The 23,156-nt window shown below is 38.7% G+C and carries 16 protein-coding genes and 1 other RNA gene; 14 read left to right on the top strand and 3 right to left on the bottom strand.

From position 1 onward, the window contains the following. Positions 1-9 precede the first annotated feature (9 nt). From B5X70_RS14000 to B5X70_RS13960, 9 genes are all read left to right on the top strand, one after another. A complete protein-coding gene (locus B5X70_RS14000) occupies positions 10-2,313 on the top strand; it encodes a response regulator (protein ID WP_159450009.1) in 2,304 nt (767 codons plus the stop codon). Positions 2,314-2,690: 377 nt separating this feature from the next. Further along, the gene (locus B5X70_RS13995) at positions 2,691-3,080 is read left to right on the top strand and encodes a response regulator (protein ID WP_157666464.1); all 390 of its coding nucleotides are present in this window, start codon (positions 2,691-2,693) and stop codon (positions 3,078-3,080) included. A gap of 115 nt (positions 3,081-3,195) precedes the next feature. After that, positions 3,196-5,271: a chemotaxis protein CheA gene (locus B5X70_RS13990; RefSeq protein ID WP_079558532.1), complete on the top strand. Its 2,076-nt coding sequence runs from the start codon at positions 3,196-3,198 to the stop codon at positions 5,269-5,271. Positions 5,272-5,390: 119 nt separating this feature from the next. After that, a complete protein-coding gene (locus tag B5X70_RS13985) occupies positions 5,391-5,936 on the top strand; it encodes a chemotaxis protein CheW (protein WP_079558531.1) in 546 nt (181 codons plus the stop codon). Between the two features lie 34 nt (positions 5,937-5,970). Further along, positions 5,971-8,037, top strand: coding sequence for a methyl-accepting chemotaxis protein (locus B5X70_RS13980; RefSeq protein WP_079558530.1), 2,067 nt, complete (start codon positions 5,971-5,973; stop codon positions 8,035-8,037). A 277-nt stretch (positions 8,038-8,314) separates the two neighbouring features. Beyond that, positions 8,315-9,172 carry a CheR family methyltransferase gene (locus B5X70_RS13975; RefSeq protein ID WP_079558529.1) on the top strand — a complete coding sequence of 286 codons (858 nt, stop codon included), beginning with the start codon at positions 8,315-8,317 and terminating at the stop codon, positions 9,170-9,172. Positions 9,173-9,192: 20 nt separating this feature from the next. Continuing rightward, positions 9,193-10,275, top strand: coding sequence for a protein-glutamate methylesterase/protein-glutamine glutaminase (locus tag B5X70_RS13970; RefSeq protein ID WP_079558528.1), 1,083 nt, complete (start codon positions 9,193-9,195; stop codon positions 10,273-10,275). A gap of 341 nt (positions 10,276-10,616) precedes the next feature. Then, positions 10,617-11,765: a PAS domain-containing sensor histidine kinase gene (locus tag B5X70_RS13965; protein ID WP_079558527.1), complete on the top strand. Its 1,149-nt coding sequence runs from the start codon at positions 10,617-10,619 to the stop codon at positions 11,763-11,765. Between the two features lie 100 nt (positions 11,766-11,865). Then, positions 11,866-12,213 (top strand): hypothetical protein, encoded by a 348-nt coding sequence (locus tag B5X70_RS13960; protein WP_079558526.1) that lies wholly within the window; start codon positions 11,866-11,868, stop codon positions 12,211-12,213. Here B5X70_RS13960 and B5X70_RS13955 read toward each other — a convergent pair. After that, on the bottom strand, positions 12,210-13,016 hold the full coding sequence (locus tag B5X70_RS13955) for a type 2 periplasmic-binding domain-containing protein (RefSeq protein ID WP_157666463.1): 807 nt from the start codon (positions 13,014-13,016) through the stop codon (positions 12,210-12,212). The two genes, B5X70_RS13960 and B5X70_RS13955, sit on opposite strands and share 4 nt — an antisense overlap. A gap of 291 nt (positions 13,017-13,307) precedes the next feature. Here B5X70_RS13955 and ssrA point away from each other — a divergent pair. After that, positions 13,308-13,708, top strand: a transfer-messenger RNA (tmRNA) gene (gene ssrA / locus B5X70_RS13950). A 365-nt stretch (positions 13,709-14,073) separates the two neighbouring features. Here the strand turns inward: ssrA and rpe are convergent. Then, on the bottom strand, positions 14,074-14,727 hold the full coding sequence (gene rpe / locus B5X70_RS13945; protein WP_079558524.1) for a ribulose-phosphate 3-epimerase: 654 nt from the start codon (positions 14,725-14,727) through the stop codon (positions 14,074-14,076). 36 nt (positions 14,728-14,763) lie between these two features. Beyond that, positions 14,764-15,630, bottom strand: a complete 867-nt coding sequence (locus B5X70_RS13940; RefSeq protein WP_079558523.1) for a sigma-70 family RNA polymerase sigma factor — start codon at positions 15,628-15,630, stop codon at positions 14,764-14,766. A gap of 731 nt (positions 15,631-16,361) precedes the next feature. Between B5X70_RS13940 and rho the strand changes: the two genes are divergently transcribed. The 4 genes from rho to ruvX all read left to right on the top strand — a co-directional run bounded on the left by rho (position 16,362) and on the right by ruvX (position 23,086). Next, positions 16,362-18,128 (top strand): transcription termination factor Rho, encoded by a 1,767-nt coding sequence (gene rho / locus B5X70_RS13930; RefSeq protein ID WP_079558521.1) that lies wholly within the window; start codon positions 16,362-16,364, stop codon positions 18,126-18,128. 327 nt (positions 18,129-18,455) lie between these two features. After that, positions 18,456-19,466 (top strand): dihydroorotate dehydrogenase-like protein, encoded by a 1,011-nt coding sequence (locus B5X70_RS13925; protein WP_079558520.1) that lies wholly within the window; start codon positions 18,456-18,458, stop codon positions 19,464-19,466. Between the two features lie 356 nt (positions 19,467-19,822). Continuing rightward, positions 19,823-22,534: a pyruvate, phosphate dikinase gene (gene ppdK / locus B5X70_RS13920; RefSeq protein WP_079558519.1), complete on the top strand. Its 2,712-nt coding sequence runs from the start codon at positions 19,823-19,825 to the stop codon at positions 22,532-22,534. Positions 22,535-22,672: 138 nt separating this feature from the next. Next, positions 22,673-23,086, top strand: a complete 414-nt coding sequence (gene ruvX, locus B5X70_RS13915) for a Holliday junction resolvase RuvX (RefSeq protein ID WP_079558518.1) — start codon at positions 22,673-22,675, stop codon at positions 23,084-23,086. The last annotated feature ends 70 nt before the right edge of the window (positions 23,087-23,156 follow it).

The raw sequence follows: 23,156 nt of genomic DNA, 5'->3' as shown, positions 1-23,156 counted from the left end.
ATGGAAACAATGTCAAAGATATTAGACCGTCTGCCAATTGGATGCATTTATCATTCCATTGACCAATATGGTCATTTAAAACTGGAGTCGATTAATCGTGCTTCTGAAACATTAACCGGAATAAGTTTGAGGGGTGACGGATTGTCTGCCTATCAGTCCTACCTCGATCAGTTGATTCCGGAAAATGAAGTAAAACCAGATATTGCGTGTCTGATTGAAGATTTCGGGAAAACCTCCATGCGGTTTTACAATTCAATTACTTCCAAATGGCTTCGAATTGAGATAGAAGTTGTAGAAAAGGGGTTAGGATTAATGACTACCATTACCGACATCACCTTGGAAATGACAGAGAATGGTCGTTTAAAAAAAGTAAAGGAGGATGCAGAAGCTGCATCCAGAGCTAAAAGTGATTTTCTCTCTAATATGAGCCATGAAATTCGTACGCCGTTAAATGGAGTGATTGGTTTCTCAGAATTGTTGGTCGGAACAAAACTTTCAGGAATTCAGCGTAAATACATGGAAAATATCCATGTATCGGCTAAGTCTCTCATGGATTTAATAAATAATATTCTTGATTTCTCAAAGATAGAAGCAGGTAAACTTGAACTCTACCCTGAAGAGATCGATTTACTGCAAACTCTGGATACTGTCATCGAAATTGTCCGATTCAATGCGCATAAAAAAGATCTGGAACTTATTGTAAATATTGCTCCGGATTTACCATTTAACGTAAAAGTTGATGAACTCAGATTGCGCCAGGTACTTATTAACTTGATCAGTAATGCCATAAAATTTACAGAAATTGGAGAAGTTGAGCTGCAGGTTAAACTTCTGGAGATTGACAAACCCAATTCAGTTGCAAAATTTCGTTTTTTAGTAAGGGATACCGGAGTTGGGGTTTCTAAAAGTGATAAACAGAAACTGTTTAAAGCGTTTTCTCAAGTAGACAATTTAGCGAGCCGACGTTATGGAGGATCGGGGTTAGGATTGGTCATTTCCAACATGCTTCTGCAGAAAATGAACAGTAAAATTCAGATGGAAAGTCATCCGGGAAGAGGAAGCAGGTTCTATTTCGATCTCAATCTCGAGTTAGTTAATCCGGAGCCTTTACCGGTATTAAAATTAAAAGGTTTAAAGAATGTTTTGGTTGTGGATGATCACCCCGTGAGTAGGTCTGTAATTGTGGAAATGCTGAGTTACCATAATGTTAAGGTATCTCAGGCAGAGGATGGAGTTGATGCCATTCGCATGGTATCAGAAGAACACGGAAGCGATCTGATCATTGTCGATTATCAGATGCCTTACATCAATGGTCTTGATGTGATTCGGAAAATAATGGATATGAGCAGTAAAAAATCTGTGCAACAAGTTTTCATTTTACTCTGCTCTTCATCTGATGATTTTACAGTATTTGAACAAGATGAAAAACTTAATATTTATGAAAAGCTTATAAAGCCGGTAAAACCCGATGAGTTTTATCGGGTGTTGTCAAAAATAGATGGTTCTTTAACAAATAAATCATCCTCAAAAAGCAGGTTCCGCGGCACTGATAAGAAGAATATCTACTCCCTGGACTCAGTTACTATTTTGTTGGCCGAAGATGATAATATAAATATGATGTTAACAGCAGAGATTGTTTTGCAGTTGTTCCCCAAGGCGACTCTGGTCAAAGCATACAATGGAAACAGAGCCGTTGAGTTGTATAAAGAGAAGAATCCGGATTTGATTCTCATGGATTTGAACATGCCCGTTTTAGGAGGCTTGGAAGCAACACGGGAGATACGAAACTCTGAGGGTCTTAACGCAAAACAGACCCCCATTATAGCTTTGACTGCCAAAGTGCAAGATGAAACACTGACCGATTGCAGAGAGGCCGGGATGGATGCATATGTTACAAAACCAATAGAACTTGATAAACTATCAAAAACTCTGATAGAACTTATGCCGGATTTCAATTTTATTGAAATCCCTAACGCGGTTAGAGCATCTAAAGTTCAGAATCATCATTTTGATAAAGATTTGCTGATGGAAAAAATCGGGGGTAGAATAGCAACATTTGATCGACTTATGGAAACCGCTAAAGTAAGTATACCAGGGTACTTACATCGAATTAAAAAATGCCTTGAAAAGGAGAAGTTTGAGGATGCAGCGGATGTTGCCCACAGTTTAAAAGGAGCCGCAGCTACTCTTTGTTTGCCGGAACTTGAGAAAATGGCCATGCGTTTTGAAAAACGCAAGCATCGGACTGATGAACTGGTAAAAACGTTTGAAGATATGATTGTTGAATGGAAATCTATTGAAGAAATGCTATAAGCATTAAGGAGACTGCTTAAATTAATATTGAATCAATTAGGCCTACTTTGACAGATGATAATTTTTTTCAGGTTGCTTTGGAAGGCAACTATGCTTAAAGTGAAGCCCCAAAGGGGCGCAATCATCAACATAGGACAACGTCCTAAGGAAATTTCCGACTGTCGGTCTTCATGTTATGGTATGAGATGAGAAAATATTTTAGTACTATAACAAGGTCATTATATGTGTGAGGTGATATATATCACCTTGCAGAGGTAATTCAAATCACCTAATTAATTGTATCCTGCATACTATCTTTGGCGTATTAAGTATTAGTGTGAGCCACACACAAATGACCTTAAATGAGTTTAAAAAAAAGAATCCAAAACCCTTCAATTATGAAGATAAACGAAGATTATATTCTAATTGTTGATGACTCCCAGACCAATAACGTTTTACTTGAAGCCGTATTGGCAGAGGAGGACTATCCAACACAAACAGCCATGTCGGCTACCGAGGCATGGAATCTTATATATAAACAACAACCTGCATTAATTCTTCTTGATCTTTTAATGCCTAAGATTTCGGGGTTTCATCTGTTGGAACGCTTAAAGTCTAAGGAGATTTATGGAAAGATCCCTGTAATCATTGTATCTGCACTCAACGACCCTGATACCATCAGGGTGCTAAAAGAGATGGGAGCAGACGACTTTTTTACCAAACCACTAAATATTCAGGGGTTACTGAAACGAGTGGCTCAGCTTTACCCCCGGCAAGAGGCTGTCTAAAGTCCAGTAATACATATTGATAGGTTTAACGTGGTGACACGACCAGGATTGTTGTGCTCTGATGTGAACCCGGTTAATTAAAACTCTTTACGCTAGAATTTAATCAGATTTTATAATGATACCGAATTTTGAAAATTTCCAGTCCAAATTCATAGAAGAGGCGCTCGATAACATCAGTGATTTGGAGCGGGCGCTTCTGGAACTAGAACTGTCACCCAACAATAAGGAACTTTTGGAGCAGGTATTTCGCGTAATGCACTCTCTCAAAGGTGGCGGAGCCATGTTTGGTTTTGATAAACTGAGTGAGTTTACGCATCGACTCGAGAATATTTATGATATGATCAGGTCGGGAAAATTATTGGTATCGCAGGATTTGCTTACGGTTACTTTAAACTCAGTGGATCTTTTAAGGGATTTGCTGGATGTTTCGCAGGTGGACGACATTAATACATTGCAAAAGTATAAAGATTTAACCTTCGAAATCGATCAGGTACTGCAAAGTGAAACACTCAATATGATCAACTCGGTACAGAGTTCGGTAGGAAACATCAAAGTCTCGGGTGTTGAAAATGATGATGTTAAGCAGATGACGACATATTATATCCATTTTTATCCCGGTCCGATGGTGTTAAAATATGGAACCAATTTATTATATCTGCTTGAAGAGTTGAAATCTCTCGGAAATCTTTTTGCCATTCCCCGAATGGCAAAAGTTCCAGATCTGGATACCTTCGATTCTGATAAATCATATGTTTACTGGGATCTGTTTATATCAACAGATATGGGACAGAATGCCATCATTGATGTGTTTATGTTTGTGGAGGATGAAAGTATCATTGAAATCCATTCCATAGGAAAACATGATCTGTTTAAAAACAAACGTTTTAAAAAGCGTTTGGATGAAATCCTTAAAACCAGCGATGAAATCGAACTGTCAGACTTTACAGGCTTTTTAGGGGAAGAACCCGTAGCAGCTAATAATCGTGAAAATATAATGAGTGGTGAGGCATTAAATAATGTAAAAGAGAGCAATGGTAAAGGTCGATCCACATCTTCCATCAGAGTTTCAGCTGATAAATTGGATGGTTTAATGAGTCTGGTCAGTGAGTTGGTTATTACGCAGGAGCGCTTAAACTCAATATCTTCAAAATACCAGATTCCGGAGCTGAAAATGGTTACTGAAACAGTTCAAAAGCTGACAGGCAATCTTAGGGACAGTGCATTCAGTATGAGTTTGATCCCAATAGAAAACATGTTGACACGTTTTCAACGACTGGTAAGAGACTTAAGTGGACAACTTGGGAAGAAGGTTCGTTTTGTTGCAACCGGCACCGAGACGGAGCTGGATAAAACAATGATTGACAGTCTGACAGATCCACTTTTACACATCATTCGAAACAGCATCGACCATGGCATTGAATCCCCTGAAATTCGCCAGAAAAATGGAAAATCTCAGGAAGGTGAAATCAGACTGGAAGCAGAGTACTCAGGAGCAAATGTGGTATTGCGAATAAAAGATGATGGAGCCGGTATTGATCCCGAAAAAATCAGACAAAAAGCCATTCAAAAAGGACTGATTTCCGATGGTCAGATTCTGACCGATCAGGAATTGCTGAATATGGTGTTTTTAGCCGGGTTTTCCACCTCTGATCAAATTACTGAAGTGTCAGGCAGGGGAGTGGGAATGGATGTGGTAAGCCGCAATATCCTGGCTATAAGAGGCGAAACGACCATTGAGTCAACACCCGGGAAAGGGACTACCATTACCATCACTTTGCCTTTGGTTTTATCAATTATTGATGGCTTGCTGGTGCGAATTGCTAACACTCAATATGTCATTCCGTTGTCTTTAACCGATCGCATTTATCCCATGGATTCGGAAAAGCTTGATAACAACTTTTTAAATGTGATGACCCTGAATGGAATTCAGTATCCATTTTTCAACTTACGGAAGGAGATGCAGATTAACGGACAAATTCCCAAACGTTGTCAAATGGTGGTTGTAAACCATTCCGGATTCAAAATTGCCCTATCCGTTGATCAGGTCATAGGAAAAATTCAGGCCGTGCTGAAACCTCTGGGAAAACTCTACCACAGCCAAAAAATGATATCGTCTGCTACCATTATGGGTGATGGCTCCATAGCCCTTGTTCTTGATGTTAATACTTTTATTCGCGAAGCTATGGAATGACATGTTAATATTATAATCCATTAATAAACAGTGCTATATGTTGAGTTGTGCGAGCCCTTCTGCTTCCGCACCAGGGATAACTTATGCCTTATTAAAATGAACAAAAATAAATTCTGATTATGAGTAACAACGACGCAAACAAAATCAATTCTTATCTCTCATTCCGATTGGGAGAGGAGATATTTGCACTCCATGTCAGTAAAGTGCACAAAATTCTGGAGGTGACAAATATTACAGAAGTGCCCCGGTCTCCTGACTATATGAAAGGAGTTATCAATCTTAGAGGAAATGTTCTTCCGGTAGTGGATGCTAGAGTGAAATTTGGTATGTCGCCAATTGAAAAAACAAAAAGCACAAGCATTTTGGTAACCGAAATAAACGTTGGAGGAGAGGATGTTATGGTAGGTTTGATGGTGGATGGAGTACACTCCGTGTTGAAGCTTGAGAGCGAAGATCTGTTACCTCCACCAAATATTGGAAACCGATACCGTTCGGAATTTATTTCAAATATGGCCCGCGTTAAAGACAAATTTTTTATCGTGCTTAACATAGATGCTGTTTTTTCATCTGAAGATCAGGTAAGTATTAAAGAACTTTCGATGGTTAAGGAGCATGTAATAAATGAAAACGCTACAGTCGAAACCGACCCCGCTTCAATGAAATAGACTTTATACCAAAATTTAACAGGAGGATACAAAGATGAAATTCAGAGATTTAAAAATAGGACAGAAGATCATTACCGGATTTGCCATTGTTTCAGGAGTGGCTCTTATTGTTGGAATTATTGGATTGGTAAGCTTAAGAAATGTCGGCAATTCTTTTCATGAGGTTGCAGACGAAAGAATGCCTGCTGTAGTTTCTCTTCAAGAGGTAGACAACTCAATTGAGTCCTTGATGGTTTCAATGCGCACCATGCTAAACCCTAGCCTGACAGTTGAACAAAGAAATGAACAGATGCGAAATGTGCAGGCGGCAAGACAAAGATATGCCACCGCTATTGAACGTTTTGAAAGTTTACCGATGGAAGATGATGTATTGTTAGTTTGGGAGCAGCTCAGAATAGCAATTCTAGATTGGCGACAAATAAATGAGCAGTTTGAAGCTGATTTGGATCGCCTGAATCGCTTAGATATACACTATCCGATGGAGTTTCTGAAAGATTTAGAGATGTTCGAAAAGGATCATTATGCCTTACAGGTAAGAGTTGCTAATGCCATTCAAACTATGAGACCTTTCGATGGAGGAGATGATCATACTGCTTGTAACCTTGGAGTATGGATCCCAAACCTTACTACATCAAATAGTGTAATCACCTCCGGAATTACTGCTATGAACGAACATCATAACCGCTTTCACAGATCAGTGGCTGAGATCATGAATCACATTAGAGCCGGTAGCCAGAGTTCAGCTCAAAATGTATATATGCAGCAAATGATGCCAGCTGCCGATGAAATATTCAGATATTTCAGCATCTTGAATGACCAAGCATTGATAGCTGTAGAATTGTTTGCAAATATGGATCGTATTCAAATGGAAGATGGAGCCAGGTATCTGGAGATTGTAAATGGATTGATTGAGCAAATGGTACAAATGAATATTAGAAATTCTGAAATTGCAGTGTCTAATGGCGACCGAATTATAAGGGCCAGCAACTTACTAATGATTTTTACATTGCTTGCAGGTCTGGGAGTTGCTTTTTTCCTAGGGTTTATGATTACCAGATTAATTACCGGGGGAATTAACAAAGGAGTGAATTTGGCAACCGAAGTTGCCAATGGAAACTTAACTATTGATGTAGATGAGGAAATGCTTGATCAGAAAGATGAGATTGGACAATTGGCTCGTTCTTTACAACAAATGATTGAACAATTACGCGATATCATTGGGGATATTCTTGGTGGTGCAGACAATATTGCTTCCGCAAGTCAGGAGATGAGCAGTACTTCTCAACAAATGTCTCAGGGAGCCAGCGAGCAGGCTTCATCGGCAGAGGAGGTCTCCTCATCAATGGAAGAGATGGCAGCCAATATTCAGCAAAATACGGATAATGCCATGGAAACTGAAAAAATTGCAACCATGGCTGTTAACGGAATTAGGAAAGGAGCCGAAAGCACAAGCATCGCTGTGATGTCCATGAAAGATATTGCTAAAAAAGTATCTATCATTGGTGATATTGCATATCAAACCAACATGTTGGCATTAAATGCTGCCGTTGAAGCAGCACGTGCCGGCGAACATGGAAAAGGTTTTGCTGTTGTAGCCGAAGAGGTTCGTAAATTGGCTGAGCGCAGTCAGATTGCTGCTGAAGAAATTGACGAATTATCTGAAAATGGTGTCAGAATTTCTGATGAGGCAAGCAGGCAATTAGCAGATATAGTTCCAGAGATAGAAAAAACGGCCAAGCTTGTTCAGGAAATCGCAGCAGCCAGTATGGAACAAAATACTGGCGCCGACCAGGTGAACAACGCCATTCAGCAATTGAACCAGGTAATTCAGCAAAATGCTGCTGCATCGGAAGAGATGGCTAGTAGTTCTGAAGAATTATCAGGACAGGCAGAACAAATGAAAGAGGTGGTGTCCTTCTTTGTTCTTGAAAGCAATGATCGTCGCAAACAGGTTAAAAAAAGCAGCAAGAAGAAGTCGAATGGTTTCTCTAATGTTAAATCAGGGCAGAAATTAAATCAGGAACAGTTGAAAGAGATAAAAGGCGTGGATCTGAAAATGAGTTCATCAGAAGTGACTGATGATGACTTTCAGAGATTTTAGTTTTAAGATTTAAAATAACCAGATTTAATTTAAATCAAGTTTTTTAAATTTGAGATAACCACAAAGATCACAAAGAAATCACAAAGTAGAACAGAGGTTGAAATATTTAATTATCCTCCTTTGTGGGCTTGGTGAAATCCTTTGCGTTCTTTGTGGTTTATCTTTTCATAAAGATTTTCATCTACGTTTAACTGAAAAGAAGTTAAATAATATAATTTAAACCTCATTGTTTGTTTTTATTGTCGAATCAGATATCTTTAATTACTTATATTAGTATATGGCAATAGTTAATCTAAGGGATATATATAAAGCAGAACTGTCTGAGGAGCACTTCGATAAACTTGCACGGCTAATAATGAATGAAACAGGGATAAAAATGCCACCTGTTAAACGCGTTATGGTTCAATCTCGTTTGAAAAAGCGTTTACGTGAACTCAATATGAGTTCCTTCGACGATTACGTAAAATATGCTTTTAGTGAAGAAGGTTTTCAAACTGAGGTGGTTCATATTTTTGATGTGATCAGTACCAATAAAACAGATTTTTTCAGAGAGCCGGTTCATTTTAGCTTCTTACGAGATATTATTCTACCTGAGTTTTCACTGGGAAATAATGGCAAGGCACTTAAGGTTTGGAGTGCAGCTTGCTCGAGTGGGGAAGAAGCGGTAACAACCGCGATGGTCATCAATGAGTTTTTAAACGAAACCCACAACTTTGACTATGCCATTCATGGAACCGACATCTCTACCCATATCCTCAGGATGGCCAGTAATGGTGTTTATTCTGAAGATAGGGTGAAACCTGCTGTGCCGGAGATCCTTTTGCGAAAATACTTTATGAAAAGCAAAGATCCTGCCCGTAAAACTTACAGGGTGGTTCCGGAATTAAGGCAAAAAATAAAATACAGCCGGTTAAATTTCATGGATGATGGTTATAATATGCCTGAAAAATATGACCTGATTTTTTGTCGGAATGTGTTGATTTATTTTGACAGACCAACACAAGAGTCGGTGGTGAGTAAACTTTGTCACTATCTAAAGCCGGGAGGTTACATCATTCATGGCCATTCAGAGTCTTTTATTGGTATGCAACTTCCGTTAAAAGCAATTAGGCCTACAATTTTTCAAATGGTATAAACTATTTAATTTCGTTTTAATTGAAACCAGGCAAAAAAATACGGGTGCTGATAGTGGATGATTCAGCGGTTGTGAGGCAAACGCTCTCTTCCATAATTGATTCCAACTCTTCAATGGAAGTAATGGGAACGGCTTCGGATCCGTTTGTTGCTGCAAGGAAAATGCTGGATGAGGTTCCCGATGTTATAACCCTTGATGTTGAAATGCCCAGAATGGACGGTCTTACTTTTCTTCGTCGAATCATGAGTCAACATCCCATACCGGTTGTCATCATTTCAAGTTTAACTGCCGAAGGCACTGAAACCGGGTTAAAAGCCCTTGAATATGGTGCGGTTGAGATTATTACGAAACCTAAAATGAACACCAAAGAGTTCATCGAGGAGTCTAAAATAAGAATTTGTGATGCCATTAAGGCTGCCTCGCGCGCAAAGCTTAAACGAAAAACCGGTTTTGCTGTTCCCTCCATTAAGGTTGAACCAAAATTCTCAGCTGATGCTGTTATCCCTTCTCTAAAAGGAAGCAGCATGATACAAACCACCGAGAAAATAATTGCAATGGGTGCCTCTACTGGTGGCACAGAGGCATTAACCGTTTTTTTGCAATCCATGCCTGCCGACAGTCCCGGAATTGTTATTGTTCAGCACATGCCGGAAGAGTTCACCCGTTCATTTGCCAACAGATTAAATGATATATGTGCTATAACGGTTAAAGAGGCTGCCAACAACGATACCGTGATTCGCGGACGAGCCTTGATTGCTCCGGGTAACAAGCATACACTTTTAAAAAGAAGTGGAGCCAGATATTACGTGGAGGTTATTGATGGTCCTCTGGTGAACCGTCACCGGCCAAGTGTAGATGTATTGTTTCGTTCTGTTGCCATTAATGCGGGAGCAAATGCTGTAGGGGGCATTATGACGGGAATGGGTGCCGATGGTGCAAAAGGATTACTGGAAATGAAAAAGGCTGGGGCATTCACCATTGCTCAAGATGAAGCAAGTTGTGTTGTTTTTGGTATGCCGCATGAAGCCATAAAACTGGATGCACATAGTAAAATTTTACCACTGGATTCGATTGCCACTGCCGTTCTCAAAGTCACAAGATAGAAAAGACTTTCCGTATCATTAAGCTGTTCGTTTTACTGACTCATTACATCAAAGCATGTGCTTTCTGATTTCTCTACTACCCTTAAATTATATTATTCTATAACCATAAGGTCTTCACTTGAAGGCAATGCCATTGACTATAAGTGGATTGGTTTTCTAATTTAGATAGGAGTCGGGTTTGTAAGTTTTATTATGAAATATTCGAATAAATGTAGTTAAATATCGAATAAATATTTCAATATGAAAATAATTGGGATGTTTTAGTTTTAAATATTAATTTTGTCAATGGTTGGTTTGGTCAATTTGCATCAAACATCTTTTTTTTAATTAAAACCGGTTCGATGTTGAATGATAGCATAAACCGATTGCCAGAGAGTGAGTTGCTTGCCATATTTGACAACGCAGCAATTGTTCTGATTCTTGTGGATCGGGAGGGGAGGGTTGTGAGAATTAATCGTGCAGGTAGCGAGTTAGTTGGTGCCGGTAACGAGAAGGTTATGGGATTGCTTGCTGGAGAGGCTCTTAGGTGCGTAAACCTTTATGGAAATGAAAATGCTGTATGCGGCTGTACAGAAGAGTGCACCAGATGTGATCTCAGGAATTTGTTTTCCCAGGTTTTTAACACTTCAATCGATATCGAAAAGCGAGTGGGATCCATTACTGTAGCGCGGGAGGGAACTCCACAAACCTATAAGTTATTAATATCTGCCAACCGCGTTGTTATTGAGAAAAAACAATACGTTCTTCTTACAATTGATGATATAACAAAACAAAAAGAGCAGGAAGAGATGCTCAAAAAGCTGGTTAAAACCCGCGATAAGCTCTTATCTGTAATTGCTCACGATCTCAAAAGCCCGTTATCTGTAATTATTGGATTTGCCGATTATATGGTGGCAAATTTTGATAAAGTTGAGAAGGAACAGATAAATACTTTTCTCGAACACATTCAGCAATCTTCACATGACGCCTATAATTTGCTGGATAACTTGTTTGAGTGGACCTCAAACCAGTGGAATAAAACCTCTATGATTCCCAAAGCCGTCAAAGTGGGTGATATGTGTAACGATGTGCTCGATTTCTGTCGTTCAATTGCAAAAGGCAAGGAAGTGCGCATTGAATTAGCTGAGCATTATTCCGGCTTCTGGGTACTCGATGAGGATATGATTAAAACCACATTACGCAATTTGGTTATCAATTCCATTAAGTTTACCAACCGAGGAGGGATTGTGCAACTTGAAACAGCTAAAAATGGAGAGACTCTTCGGTTTGTTGTTTCAGACACCGGTATTGGCATATGTAAGGAAGCTTTAGAGAGTTTGTTTAAAGGCAATGGGAATGGCTCCTCATCAGGTACCGAATCAGAGAAGGGCAGTGGTTTAGGTCTCTTAATATGCAAGGAATTTGTTGAAAAGCATGGAGCACAATTAGAAGTTGCCAGTGAAGTTGGAAAAGGGACCAGCATCAGTTTCTCAATTCCACCTGCCAAATAATTCAATCCATCTTCTGAACAATTTCTTGATTCTATCGGTTTACATTTAATTAGACCTTCCTGTGCAAGAGAATTTAATAACATTTAATAGATTGTATAAAATGAAAGCACATAAAATTAGTTTAGTCAATGCGTTTGTACTTATCATTTTTGGTATTTGGGCGTATGTTCAATCCGATAATCCTTCTTTTACTGCTTTGATTCCTGTGTTTCTTGGCGGGTTATTGCTTGCATTTAATCAACAAGTTTCCAGAGGAAGTGCTAACTGGCTTTCATTTTCGGTGGTTATAACTTTTCTTGCTTTCACAGGTTTGTTTATGCCTTTAATAGGAGCCATCTCCAGATCAGATTCCTTATCTATTTTCAGAGTTGTAACGATGCTTGCAACCTCTTTTATTGCTTTAGTGGTATTGACTCGTCGTTTGATATTGGTTTTAAGAAATAATTAATGGCCATTTTCAAATGAAAAAAGGCCTGATTTAAATTCTTTTAATTCAACAGGTAATTTTGGGTTTTCTAATTCAATCACAACTCTTGAGTTGAAATTTATAGAATCCAGTGTTTCACGGAAATGTTTGTCGAATATATTGTCAAGTGTACCATTTTCAGTAATATGTTCCAATCCTCTCTTTACTCTTTCTGCCAATTGTTTGTTATTGGTGTTAATGTAAAATAGCAAAGGGAATGGATAATAGATAACTATTCTATCCTCAATTTTTAACCCTTCAATTTGTGCAGCCCTTTCTTGAAACACATCATGTACTTCATTTGCACCAAATGCAGTATAATCAAATTTTCTGTTTCTTAAATCATCAAATAAGCCATCGAAATATCCTTCCTCAACAACAGAAAAGCCATTGCTTCTGAAAAGTTCTGCATCAGCCCATGTTAATGGTATTCCATGTCTGAGGTTTTTTAGAGTTCTGGCGTTTGTTGCCTTACTGAATGTGGTCTGGTCCTCTTCGTTTATAATTATAATCCTAAACCCTAATAAGCCTTTCATAATGGGTTTATTTATCACGATCTTCTCTCTGTTTTCAAATTTAACATTCCCGGCAACGGTAACAGTCAAATCATGTTGGAACTCATCAAAAATATTTGATTCTTCAATGTCTGTGTAGTCTTTTGTTGATTCAATAACTTTCCAGCTCCCATATTCTTCACGGGTGGCAGAAAGTATGGCAAAGAGGATGTCTCTTTCGTATAATTGCCTGGCAGTGGTTCTGTTACCACTCCAAAAATCAATGGTCATGGTGTCAGTTTTTTTATTGTTCCCAGATGCAGATATTTGTGTTTCTGGTTTGAAATTACATGCAGCTGTTAGAATTAAAAATGTCGTGACAATGAGTAAAAATGGTTTCATAAGTCTTTCGATAAATATTAATACTTAAAGATAGTTTTTTCCTGATTAAATATTTATCGTAAGATATTTAAATTACATCTCTGAGTTTCTGATACAAATTAAATATTGGCATAATTTATGAATTATGGTAGTTGATGCGAATGTTTTTTGTAATTTTGCAATCCTGACCATCATATCAACGGGGCTGACATGGATTTGACAGCATGACTAAGTGGTATGTAAGCATGTCGAGCAATGGGATACCGGCTCGTAAATCCAGGATCTCAACTTTTTTAACTGGCGAAACTAATTACGCTCTCGCAGCCTAATCGAAGCATAGTAGATTGGCATTATCCCAGGCTCTAGGAGCCGGGACGAGACATCTCCCGGGTGCCAATTCCTGAGGCGGCTCGATTCGGAGGTGTGGGAATTTCGGGAATAGCTGAAACATTGCCTTGGTGTCTCGGTGAAAATTAAAAGGCTAAGGAGTCGTCCGGGTGTCTGTTCCCAAACGGCTCACGAAAATCAATAACCGACTAAACATGTAGAAAGCATATGGCTTGCTTGTTTGGACCGGGGTTCGATTCCCCGCAGCTCCACCTTCGCTCCCCGAAGCCTTTGGCGGAGGGGAGATTCGTTCCTATGAAGCCTTTGGCTAAAGGAAAATTCATTTTTTCGATCTATTGTCCCAGAGAAGTTTAAGTTTTTATTTGATCTGGATTAAGAATTAATCCCTATTTATAGATAGGGGAGCTTCGGTGGATGCCATCCACCAAATAGCCTACTATAATAATTCCTTAAGCTATGTGGTATGTTTATATCTTAAAATGTTCCAATGGCACATATTGGAAGTGCGAAACAAAGGTTTCACCAATGCCGTTGCTCCGTCCTGTCTCGAAGGGCATTTTCTGTCAAATTTTTTCTTCACACCAGGAGCTATCGTGACAGCCGAAATTCTTCGTTTTTCTTACACCGGATACTTAATCTTCCGAATAGCTTCGGCTGGATTTTCTGATTTAAAAACATAGCTTCCTGCAACAAAAACATCCACTCCGGCTTCTGCCAATGCTTTGGCATTGGTGTCATCCACACCACCATCAACTTCAATAAGTGCTTTGCTGTTTTTTTTCAAAATCAGTTCTTTAAGTTTCCGAATTTTTTCGAAAGACCCGGGGATGAATTTTTGTCCTCCAAATCCGGGATTTACAGACATAATCAATACCAGATCCAGATCTGTAATAATCTCTTCGAGCAGTTGAACCGGGGTGTGAGGATTCAAAGTTACGCCGGCTTTCATTCCTGAATTATGAATTGATTCTATGGTGCGGTGCAGATGAGAACAAGCTTCGTAATGAACATTTAAAAGATGAGCTCCTGCGTTTTTAAAGGTTTCGATGTATCTTTCTGGTTGTACAATCATAAGATGTACATCCAACGGCTTTTCTGATATGGAGTGAACGGCTTCAACCACGGGGATCCCAAACGAAATGTTCGGAACAAATACTCCATCCATAATATCCATGTGAAGCCAGTCGGCTTCACTGTTATTAATTATTTCTATGTCCCTTTTTAAATTGGTGAAATCTGCGGCCAATAGAGATGGTGCTACCAATCGTTGCATGTCTGTTTTGATTGTGTGTTTTCTGAGTACTTAAATTTATTCTCCCAGATACGATCTGAGGATTTTACTTCTGTAGGTATGTTTTAAGCGTTTAATGGCCTTTTCCTTTATCTGTCTAACACGTTCACGTGTTAGATTAAAAAGTTTGCCAATCTCTTCAAGTGAGTACGGAGGCTCACCGTTTAGTCCATAATAAAGCTTTACAATATCTGCCTCTCTTGGAGAAAGGGTGGAAAGTGAACGCTCAATTTCTCTTCGAAGGGAATCGTCAAGTAAATGGGAATCTGGACTTGAAGCCTCGGTAGATAATAATACATCGTAAAGCGTATTTTCCTCATCAGATTTAAGAGGCGCATCCATAGATACATGTCGGGATGATACCTTCAGTGCTTCTTTTACCTCCTTGGGAGCCATGTCCAGAATATCGGCAATTTCATAGGAAGTTGGTTCTCTCTGAAACTCTTGCTCCAATCTTGAAAAGGTATTGTTTACCTTATTGATGCTTCCAATTTTATTAAGAGGCAGTCTAACAATTCGGGCTTGCTCCGCCAAAGCTTGTAAAATGGATTGCCTGATCCACCATACGGCGTAGGAAATGAATTTAAAACCTCTTGTCTCATCAAATCTTTGTGCTGCTTTTATCAGCCCAAGGTTACCTTCATTAATTAGATCCGGAAGACTTAAACCCTGATTTTGGTACTGTTTTGCCACAGAAACTACGAAACGCAGGTTAGCGTTAATCAGTCTCTCAAGAGCCAACTGATCTCCTTGTTTTATTTTTTTTGCCAGGGTTACTTCTTCTTCTGCTGAAATTAGTTGCACTTTACCAATTTCATGGAGATATTTGTCTAATGAAGGAGCTTCTCTGTTAGTTACTTGTTTTGTTATCTTGAGTTGTCTCATATTCCTGCTAGGTCTTGTTCGGTTATAATAGGCTTTGTAATATTAACAAAAAAAAATAGTTCAGGTTTATTTTTTTCATGTTTTTTTAAGGAACTCTTTGTTTATAGTGGTAACTTGTTTTGTAGTAAGCGGTTAATTGTGTATCTGATTCCATTGTTTTTTTTAAATAGAAGTGAAACTATTTTTTTAGATGTTTGTTTCATTTTTAAAGCCTGTTTTTACAGGCTTTAAACAGAAGTTTACTAATCATCAATATGAATGAGTCCAATTTTTCAATTAAAATATAATATAAAATTTTGATGGTTAATTCATATTGTTTATGTTTGCAATGAAAACCGGTAGGGTTTTCATGGTTCGTATTGATATACATTCGTAATCTGATCATAACACATCGAAATATTCCCCTTTCTCTTTCCATTGTATTTTAAACATTGCCGGACTGGGGGTTTTGTATATCATTTATTTATAGTTCTATAGTTGCTTTCAATGACTTAATACTGTTTCCGTTATTATATTGTGGCTTCCTGCTGAATGATGAATCGGTATTGGAATTCGCATTGATAAGTGGGCAATATGACACACATCTTTAACCTTTGTTGGTAATTGTTTAAACAAATGCATCTGTTTTGCAGAAAATAGTTAGTGGTGTTATGGGTTAACACGAATCCTGAAAACAGATTCAAATTAAAATATAGATTTTTTACGATTAAATAAAAGTACAAGAACAAGTTATGTATGATATTCTTGAATTGAATAAGAAGTTGCTTATGGATTTGCGCACCATTGCCAAGGATCTGGGAATTAAGCGTGTAGAATCCTTTAAAAAGCAAGAGTTAATTTATCAGATTCTTGATGCACAGGCGATTAAGGCATCTGAAAAGAAAACCAAAAGCCCAGGAGCTCCATCGGACGGTGCACAGGATAATAGAGGACGCAGAACCAGAACTCCCCGAAAGAACAAGGAAAATGAAGGTTCAGAACAGAATGTGCGACAAGTTGCTGCCGCTCAAGTGAAAAAACCTGATGTGCGTAATGTATCAGAAAAGCAGACAGCTAAAGCGGATGCTGATAAAAGTGCAGAACCAAAGCCGGTGAATGCACCTGCTAAAGCTCCTGAAATCGTAAAGAGGGATAAAGCCCCTGAAAGTAAGGACGAGGTTGTGAAATCCGACATTGTGGTTGAACCTAAAGAACCTCAGCCTTCTAAGAAGGAGGGAGATGATAGTCGTAAACCTGGTAAACGTCAGGACGACTCCTCAGGTCGCAAGTGGAACAGGAATGAGCGTTCCGATGATCGTGCTCCACGTCAGGATAATCAGCCGCAAAATAAACGTCAGTCTGATAAACACAACAGGCGCGATGATAAATCCTTCGAGTTTGAAGGGATTATTTCTGCATCAGGTGTTCTGGAAATTATGCCTGATGGTTACGGTTTCCTTCGTTCCAGTGATTATAACTATCTCAACTCACCAGATGATATTTATGTATCCCAATCACAAATAAAACTGTTCGGTTTAAAAACCGGAGATATGGTTTTGGGATCTATCCGTCCACCTAAAGAAGGAGAGAAATATTTCCCGCTTATTAAAGTGGAGTCTATTAATGGACGCACGCCTGATTATGTGCGTGATCGCGTTCCATTTGATCATTTGACACCTATATTCCCCGATGAGAAATTCAATTTGACAAGCGGTCCAAAGGCCAGTTTCTCATCTCGTATTGTGGATATGTTCTCGCCGATTGGAAAAGGACAGCGCGGACTAATTGTTGCGCAGCCCAAAACAGGAAAAACAGTTCTGTTGAAGGATGTAGCCAACGCGATAGCCTCTAACCATCCGGAAGTTTACATGATGATTCTTCTGATTGATGAAAGGCCTGAAGAGGTTACAGACATGGCTCGAAGCGTAAATGCAGAAGTGATTTCTTCTACCTTTGATGAGCCTGCTGAGCGACACGTAAAAGTAGCCAATATCGTTCTGGAAAAAGCTAAAAGAATGGTTGAGTGTGGTCACGATGTTGTTATTCTGCTTGACTCCATAACCAGACTCGCACGTGCTTATAATACAGTTTCACCTGCTTCCGGAAAAGTTCTGTCCGGTGGAGTTGATGCCAACGCACTTCATAAGCCCAAACGATTCTTTGGAGCTGCTCGTAACATCGAAGGTGGTGGGTCATTGACCATACTTGCAACAGCTCTTACCGAAACCGGATCAAAAATGGATGAAGTTATTTTTGAAGAGTTTAAAGGTACTGGTAACATGGAATTGCAGTTGGACAGAAAGCTTTCAAACAAAAGAATTTATCCTGCTGTCGATATCATTGCTTCAAGCACTCGTCGCGAAGATTTACTGCTTGATAAGGAATTCATGAATCGAATATGGATATTACGTAACTACCTTGCCGATATGAACTCTATCGAGGCCATGGAGTTTATTCGAGATAGAATGTCCAAAACAAAATCTAATGAAGAATTTCTTATTTCAATGAACTCGGAATAAACGAATTACTTATGCATGTAAAAAAAGGCTGCCATCAGGCAGCCTTTTTTGTTGATATGAATGCCAATCCAAATAGCTGTTGGTAAATTGTTGAAGCGATATTAAATGGAGTTTGCGAAGTCACGTTTTCTAATTCAATTAAAATGAAATACCGAGTTCTTGTCCAAATAGGCAATAAGTTTCATTGGATGCCTGTAATTGTATTTCCCTTTTCTGTACACCATTATTTCCCATTAATGTTGGCATGTAAACTTTTTTGTTTGTAATTTGTTAGGATTAAAGAATAAAATCATTGATTTTATAGCTAATCCCTTAAATTTATCAGATATGAATCTTTCAACCAACTACCTTGGACTAAAATTGAAGAACCCAGTCATTGTGGGTGCTTGTAATCTTTCACTAGACATTGCGAAAGCCAAAGAATTAGAGGAGGCAGGAGCTTCTGCCATTGTTTTTAAATCCTTATTTGAGGAGCAGCTTAATCTTGAGGCAGCTCAATTGAGTGATGATTTGCATCAATATGACGATCGTAACGCAGAAATGTTAAATCTTTTTCCAAACATTGAGCATTCAGGACCCAAGGCTCACTTACTTGCTTTAAAAGAATTAAAGGAGAATGTTTCAATTCCTGTTATTGCAAGTCTGAACTGCATCTATAAAGAGAGTTGGGAAGAGTATGCATTGCATTTGGCAGACGCTGGTGCAGATGCTTTGGAACTAAATTTTTATGCGACCATAACTGATGCGGATAAGGATCCGCATGAGATTGAAAATATGCAAATAGAAGTGCTTAAAAAGATTAAGGACAAAGTTAAAATTCCTGTATCTGTTAAATTGAGTCCATATTACACAAATCCGTTGGCCTTTATTAAACGACTGGAGGAAATTGGTGCTGATGGCTATGTGCTTTTTAACAGATTGTTTCAACCTGATATTGATGTATGGGAAGAGGCTTTGCAAATGCCATATAATCTAAGTAAGGACGGCGACAACAGGTTGTCACTTAGGTATATGGGGCTGTTATCTGGTCAGGTAAAAGGGTCTTTGGTAGCAAATACCGGAATTCTAAAAGGCACAGATGTTGCTGCTTCCATTCTTGCCGGTGCTGATGCTGTGCAAGTTGTAAGTACTTTATATAAGAATGGAACTTCTGCCATTAACACAATTCTTAATGAACTATCGGACTGGATGAACAAAAAAGGATATTCATCAATTGATGATTTTAAAGGAAAGATGTCGAAATCAAGTTTGAAACAACCATATGCTTATAAACGAGCACAGTATGTTGATTTTTTAATGAAAGCATCTGAATTCGAAAATCATTACCCTGTTAAATAACGTTGTGAAATTAATTTGCTGTTGGGCTCCAAACAATACAATTGTTTGGAGCCCTTTTTATGAATTTCAGTACACTTAGGTTTAAATCTTTGCTTTGAAACAGTTTTTGAAGAGATTAATGTGTGGTACTCTTTTTTTAAGATAGCTTAATTATTTTTAGCAAAAAGTGATTGGCACTTTTATCTGTGCTTTATTGATTAAGTTACTCAATTATAGTGCAATTTGGTTAAATCACGATTAACTACAAAAGGTAGTTAAAAAGTGAGAAAAATTCAGTTAATTTGTAGTGCCAAAAAAACGATAACGAAATATTTAAGTAATCAACTCAATATAACCAACAAACAAGAAAAACAGTTATGAGTAAAAAACGTGTTTATACTTTCGGTAACGGACAGGCCGAAGGAAAAGCAGATATGAAGAATCTGCTAGGTGGTAAGGGAGCAAATCTTGCTGAAATGAATTTGATTGGAGTGCCAGTGCCTCCTGGATTCACTATCACAACTGATACTTGTACAGAGTATAACCAATTAGGAAAAGAGAAAGTAATTGCTCTATTAAAAGAAGAGTGCGAAGCTGCAATGGCTTATGTTGAAAAAATAATGGGAACCAAATTTGGAGATAAAGAAAACCCATTGTTGATGTCCGTTCGTTCAGGAGCAAGAGTGTCTATGCCCGGTATGATGGACACCGTATTGAACCTTGGCCTTAATGATGAGGCTGTTATAGGTATTGCTAAAAAGTCAGGTAACGAGCGTTTTGCTTGGGATTCATATCGTCGATTTGTACAAATGTACGGAGATGTAGTGATGGGTATGAAGCCTGAGTCAAAAGAGGATATTGATCCTTTTGAAGAAATCATGGAAGAAATGAAACATTCAAGAGGAATTGAAAATGATACAGATTTTTCAGTTGATGACTTAAAAGAATTGGTTACTAAGTTTAAGGCAGCTGTAAAAGCTAAAACAGGACAAGATTTTCCTGTTGATCCTTGGGAGCAATTGTGGGGATCTGTTTGTGCAGTATTCGACAGTTGGATGAATCCTCGTGCAAAATATTACCGTGCCATGAACCAGTTCTCTGAAGAGTGGGGAACTGCAGTAAACGTTCAGGCAATGGTTTTTGGTAACATGGGAGATAACTCTGCAACAGGAGTTGCTTTTACACGTGATTCTGCAACTGGAGAGAATGTATTTAACGGAGAGTACCTCATTAATGCTCAGGGAGAAGATGTTGTATCCGGGGTGCGTACTCCTCAGGAAATTACTAAAGAAGGTAGTTTAAGATGGGCAAAACTTCAGGGAGTTTCGGAAGAAGAGAGATTTGCTAAATTTCCTTCATTAGAAGAAGCTATGCCTGTTGCTTACAAAGAGTTAAATGAAACTCAAAGAAAATTAGAGGAATACTTCAAAGATATGCAAGATCTTGAGTTTACTATTCAGGATGGTAAACTATGGATGCTTCAAACTCGAAGCGGAAAGCGTACTGCTGCTGCGATGGTTAAAATTGCAATGGATATGCTTAAAGAGGGCATGATTGATGAAAAAACTGCAATCTTGCGTCAAGATCCTAATAAATTAGATGAGTTATTACACCCTGTATTTGACAATGAAGCCATAAAAGGAGCTAACGTTATAGCAAAAGGATTGCCGGCTTCTCCGGGCGCTGCTACAGGTCAGATTGTTTTCCATGCTGATGAGGCGAAAAAATATCCGGTTTCAATATTGGTACGTATCGAAACTTCTCCGGAAGATTTAGAAGGTATGGATATTGCAAAAGGTATTTTGACCGCAAAAGGAGGTATGACTTCTCACGCAGCTGTAGTAGCTCGTGGAATGGGTAAGTGTTGTGTTTCTGGTGCAGGTGAGTGTATCATTGATTACAAAGCAAGAACTCTTAAACTAAAAGGTAAAACCTATAATGATGGAGATTGGATTTCTCTAAATGGATCTACTGGTGAGGTTTATGAAGGTAAAATTGCTACTATTGATGCTGAATTAAGTGGCGATTTTGGCGAAATCATGGATTTATCTGATAAATTCCGTAAAATCGATGTAAGAACGAACGCTGAAACCGAAAGAGAGTGTAAAGTTGCTTTGAAATTTGGAGCTGCAGGTATTGGTCTTTGTCGTACTGAACACATGTTCTTCGAAGGAGAGCGTATTAAGGCTATGCGTGAAATGATTCTGGCTGACGATGAGGCCGGAAGAAGAAAGGCATTAGAGAAACTGTTGCCAATTCAGCGCAAAGATTTTTATGATGTATTCAAAGTAATGGCTGGGCTGCCTGTTACCGTTCGTTTATTAGATCCTCCATTGCATGAGTTTGTTCCTCACGAAGAGGCTAACCAGGCTGAGATGGCTAAGGAAATGGGTATTTCTGTTGAGACAGTTAAACAAAAAGTAGAAGACCTACATGAGTTTAACCCTATGTTAGGGCATAGAGGTTGTCGCTTAGGTAACACTTATCCTGAAATCACTGAAATGCAAGCTCGTGCTATTATAGAAGCTGCTCTTGATCTTAAAAAGGAGGGAATCTCCACCTTACCTGAAATCATGATTCCTCTTATTGGTAACGTTAAAGAGTTGAAATATCAGGAGAATATCGTTAGAGAGACCATCGCAAAGGTATTTGCAGAACGTAACGAATCGATTGAATTCCTTGTGGGAACAATGATTGAAGTGCCTCGTGCTGCTCTTACTGCTGATGAGGTTGCAGAGGTAGCTGAATTCTTCTCTTTTGGTACCAACGATTTAACTCAGATGGCTTTAGGGTATTCCCGTGACGATGCAGGTAAATTCTTGCCTGAGTACATTGCAAAAGGAATTTTAAAGCATGATCCTTTCCAGGTGTTAGATCAGGAAGGTGTTGGTCAGTTAGTGAAAATGGGTATTGAAAAAGGAAGAAGCAAACGCAATAACCTGAAAATCGGTATTTGCGGCGAACATGGAGGTGAACCTTCGTCGGTTGAGTTCTGTGTAAAAGCTGGAATGAACTACGTATCCTGTTCTCCATTCCGAGTGCCCATTGCGCGTTTGGCTGCTGCTCAGGCTGCTGTTAAGCAGGCATAATTGGTTATATATTTTTTATAACTGAAATAAATCAAAGCCGCCCCCGTTTACGGGGCGGCTTTTTTGTCTTTATGTCAAATTCTTCATTCTCCATTATTTTCTGTAATTTTGCACGTTCAATCATCTAAAAAAAGGAATTTGGCACGTGTAATGGCTTTTGATGTAGGGAGAAAACGTGTGGGGATCGCAGTTACCGATCCGTTGCAAATTATTGCCAATGGTTTAACAACACTACAAGTGCATGAAGTTCTTCCGTTTTTAAAAGAATACCTTTTAAAAGAGGAGGTTGAACTGTTTGTAGTGGGGTATGCGCGTCAGTCAAACGGTGAAGATTCAGAGTCGATGAATCAGATTCGCCCATTTGTAAATAGTTTGAAGAACAAATTTCCACAAATACCTGTTAAATGGATAGACGAGCGTTACACCAGCCAATTGGCATTTCAGGCAATGATTGATGGTGGTATGAAGAAAATGGCTCGGCGTGATAAAGCAATGATCGACAAAATCAGTGCTACCATCATTTTGCAGAGCTATCTGGATGGCGGCAGGTAAAGTTAAAGTCTTTTAAGCGGTGTTTGCATGTAGAGATTGATTGAAGTAATTACAAAGAGAAGAGAAATTA

Origin of the sequence: Alkalitalea saponilacus, assembly GCF_900168165.1 — a bacterium.
In the GTDB taxonomy this organism is placed as follows: Bacteria; Bacteroidota; Bacteroidia; order Bacteroidales; family Marinilabiliaceae; genus Natronoflexus; species Natronoflexus saponilacus.
This window is presented reverse-complemented; position numbering and strand designations above follow the sequence as displayed.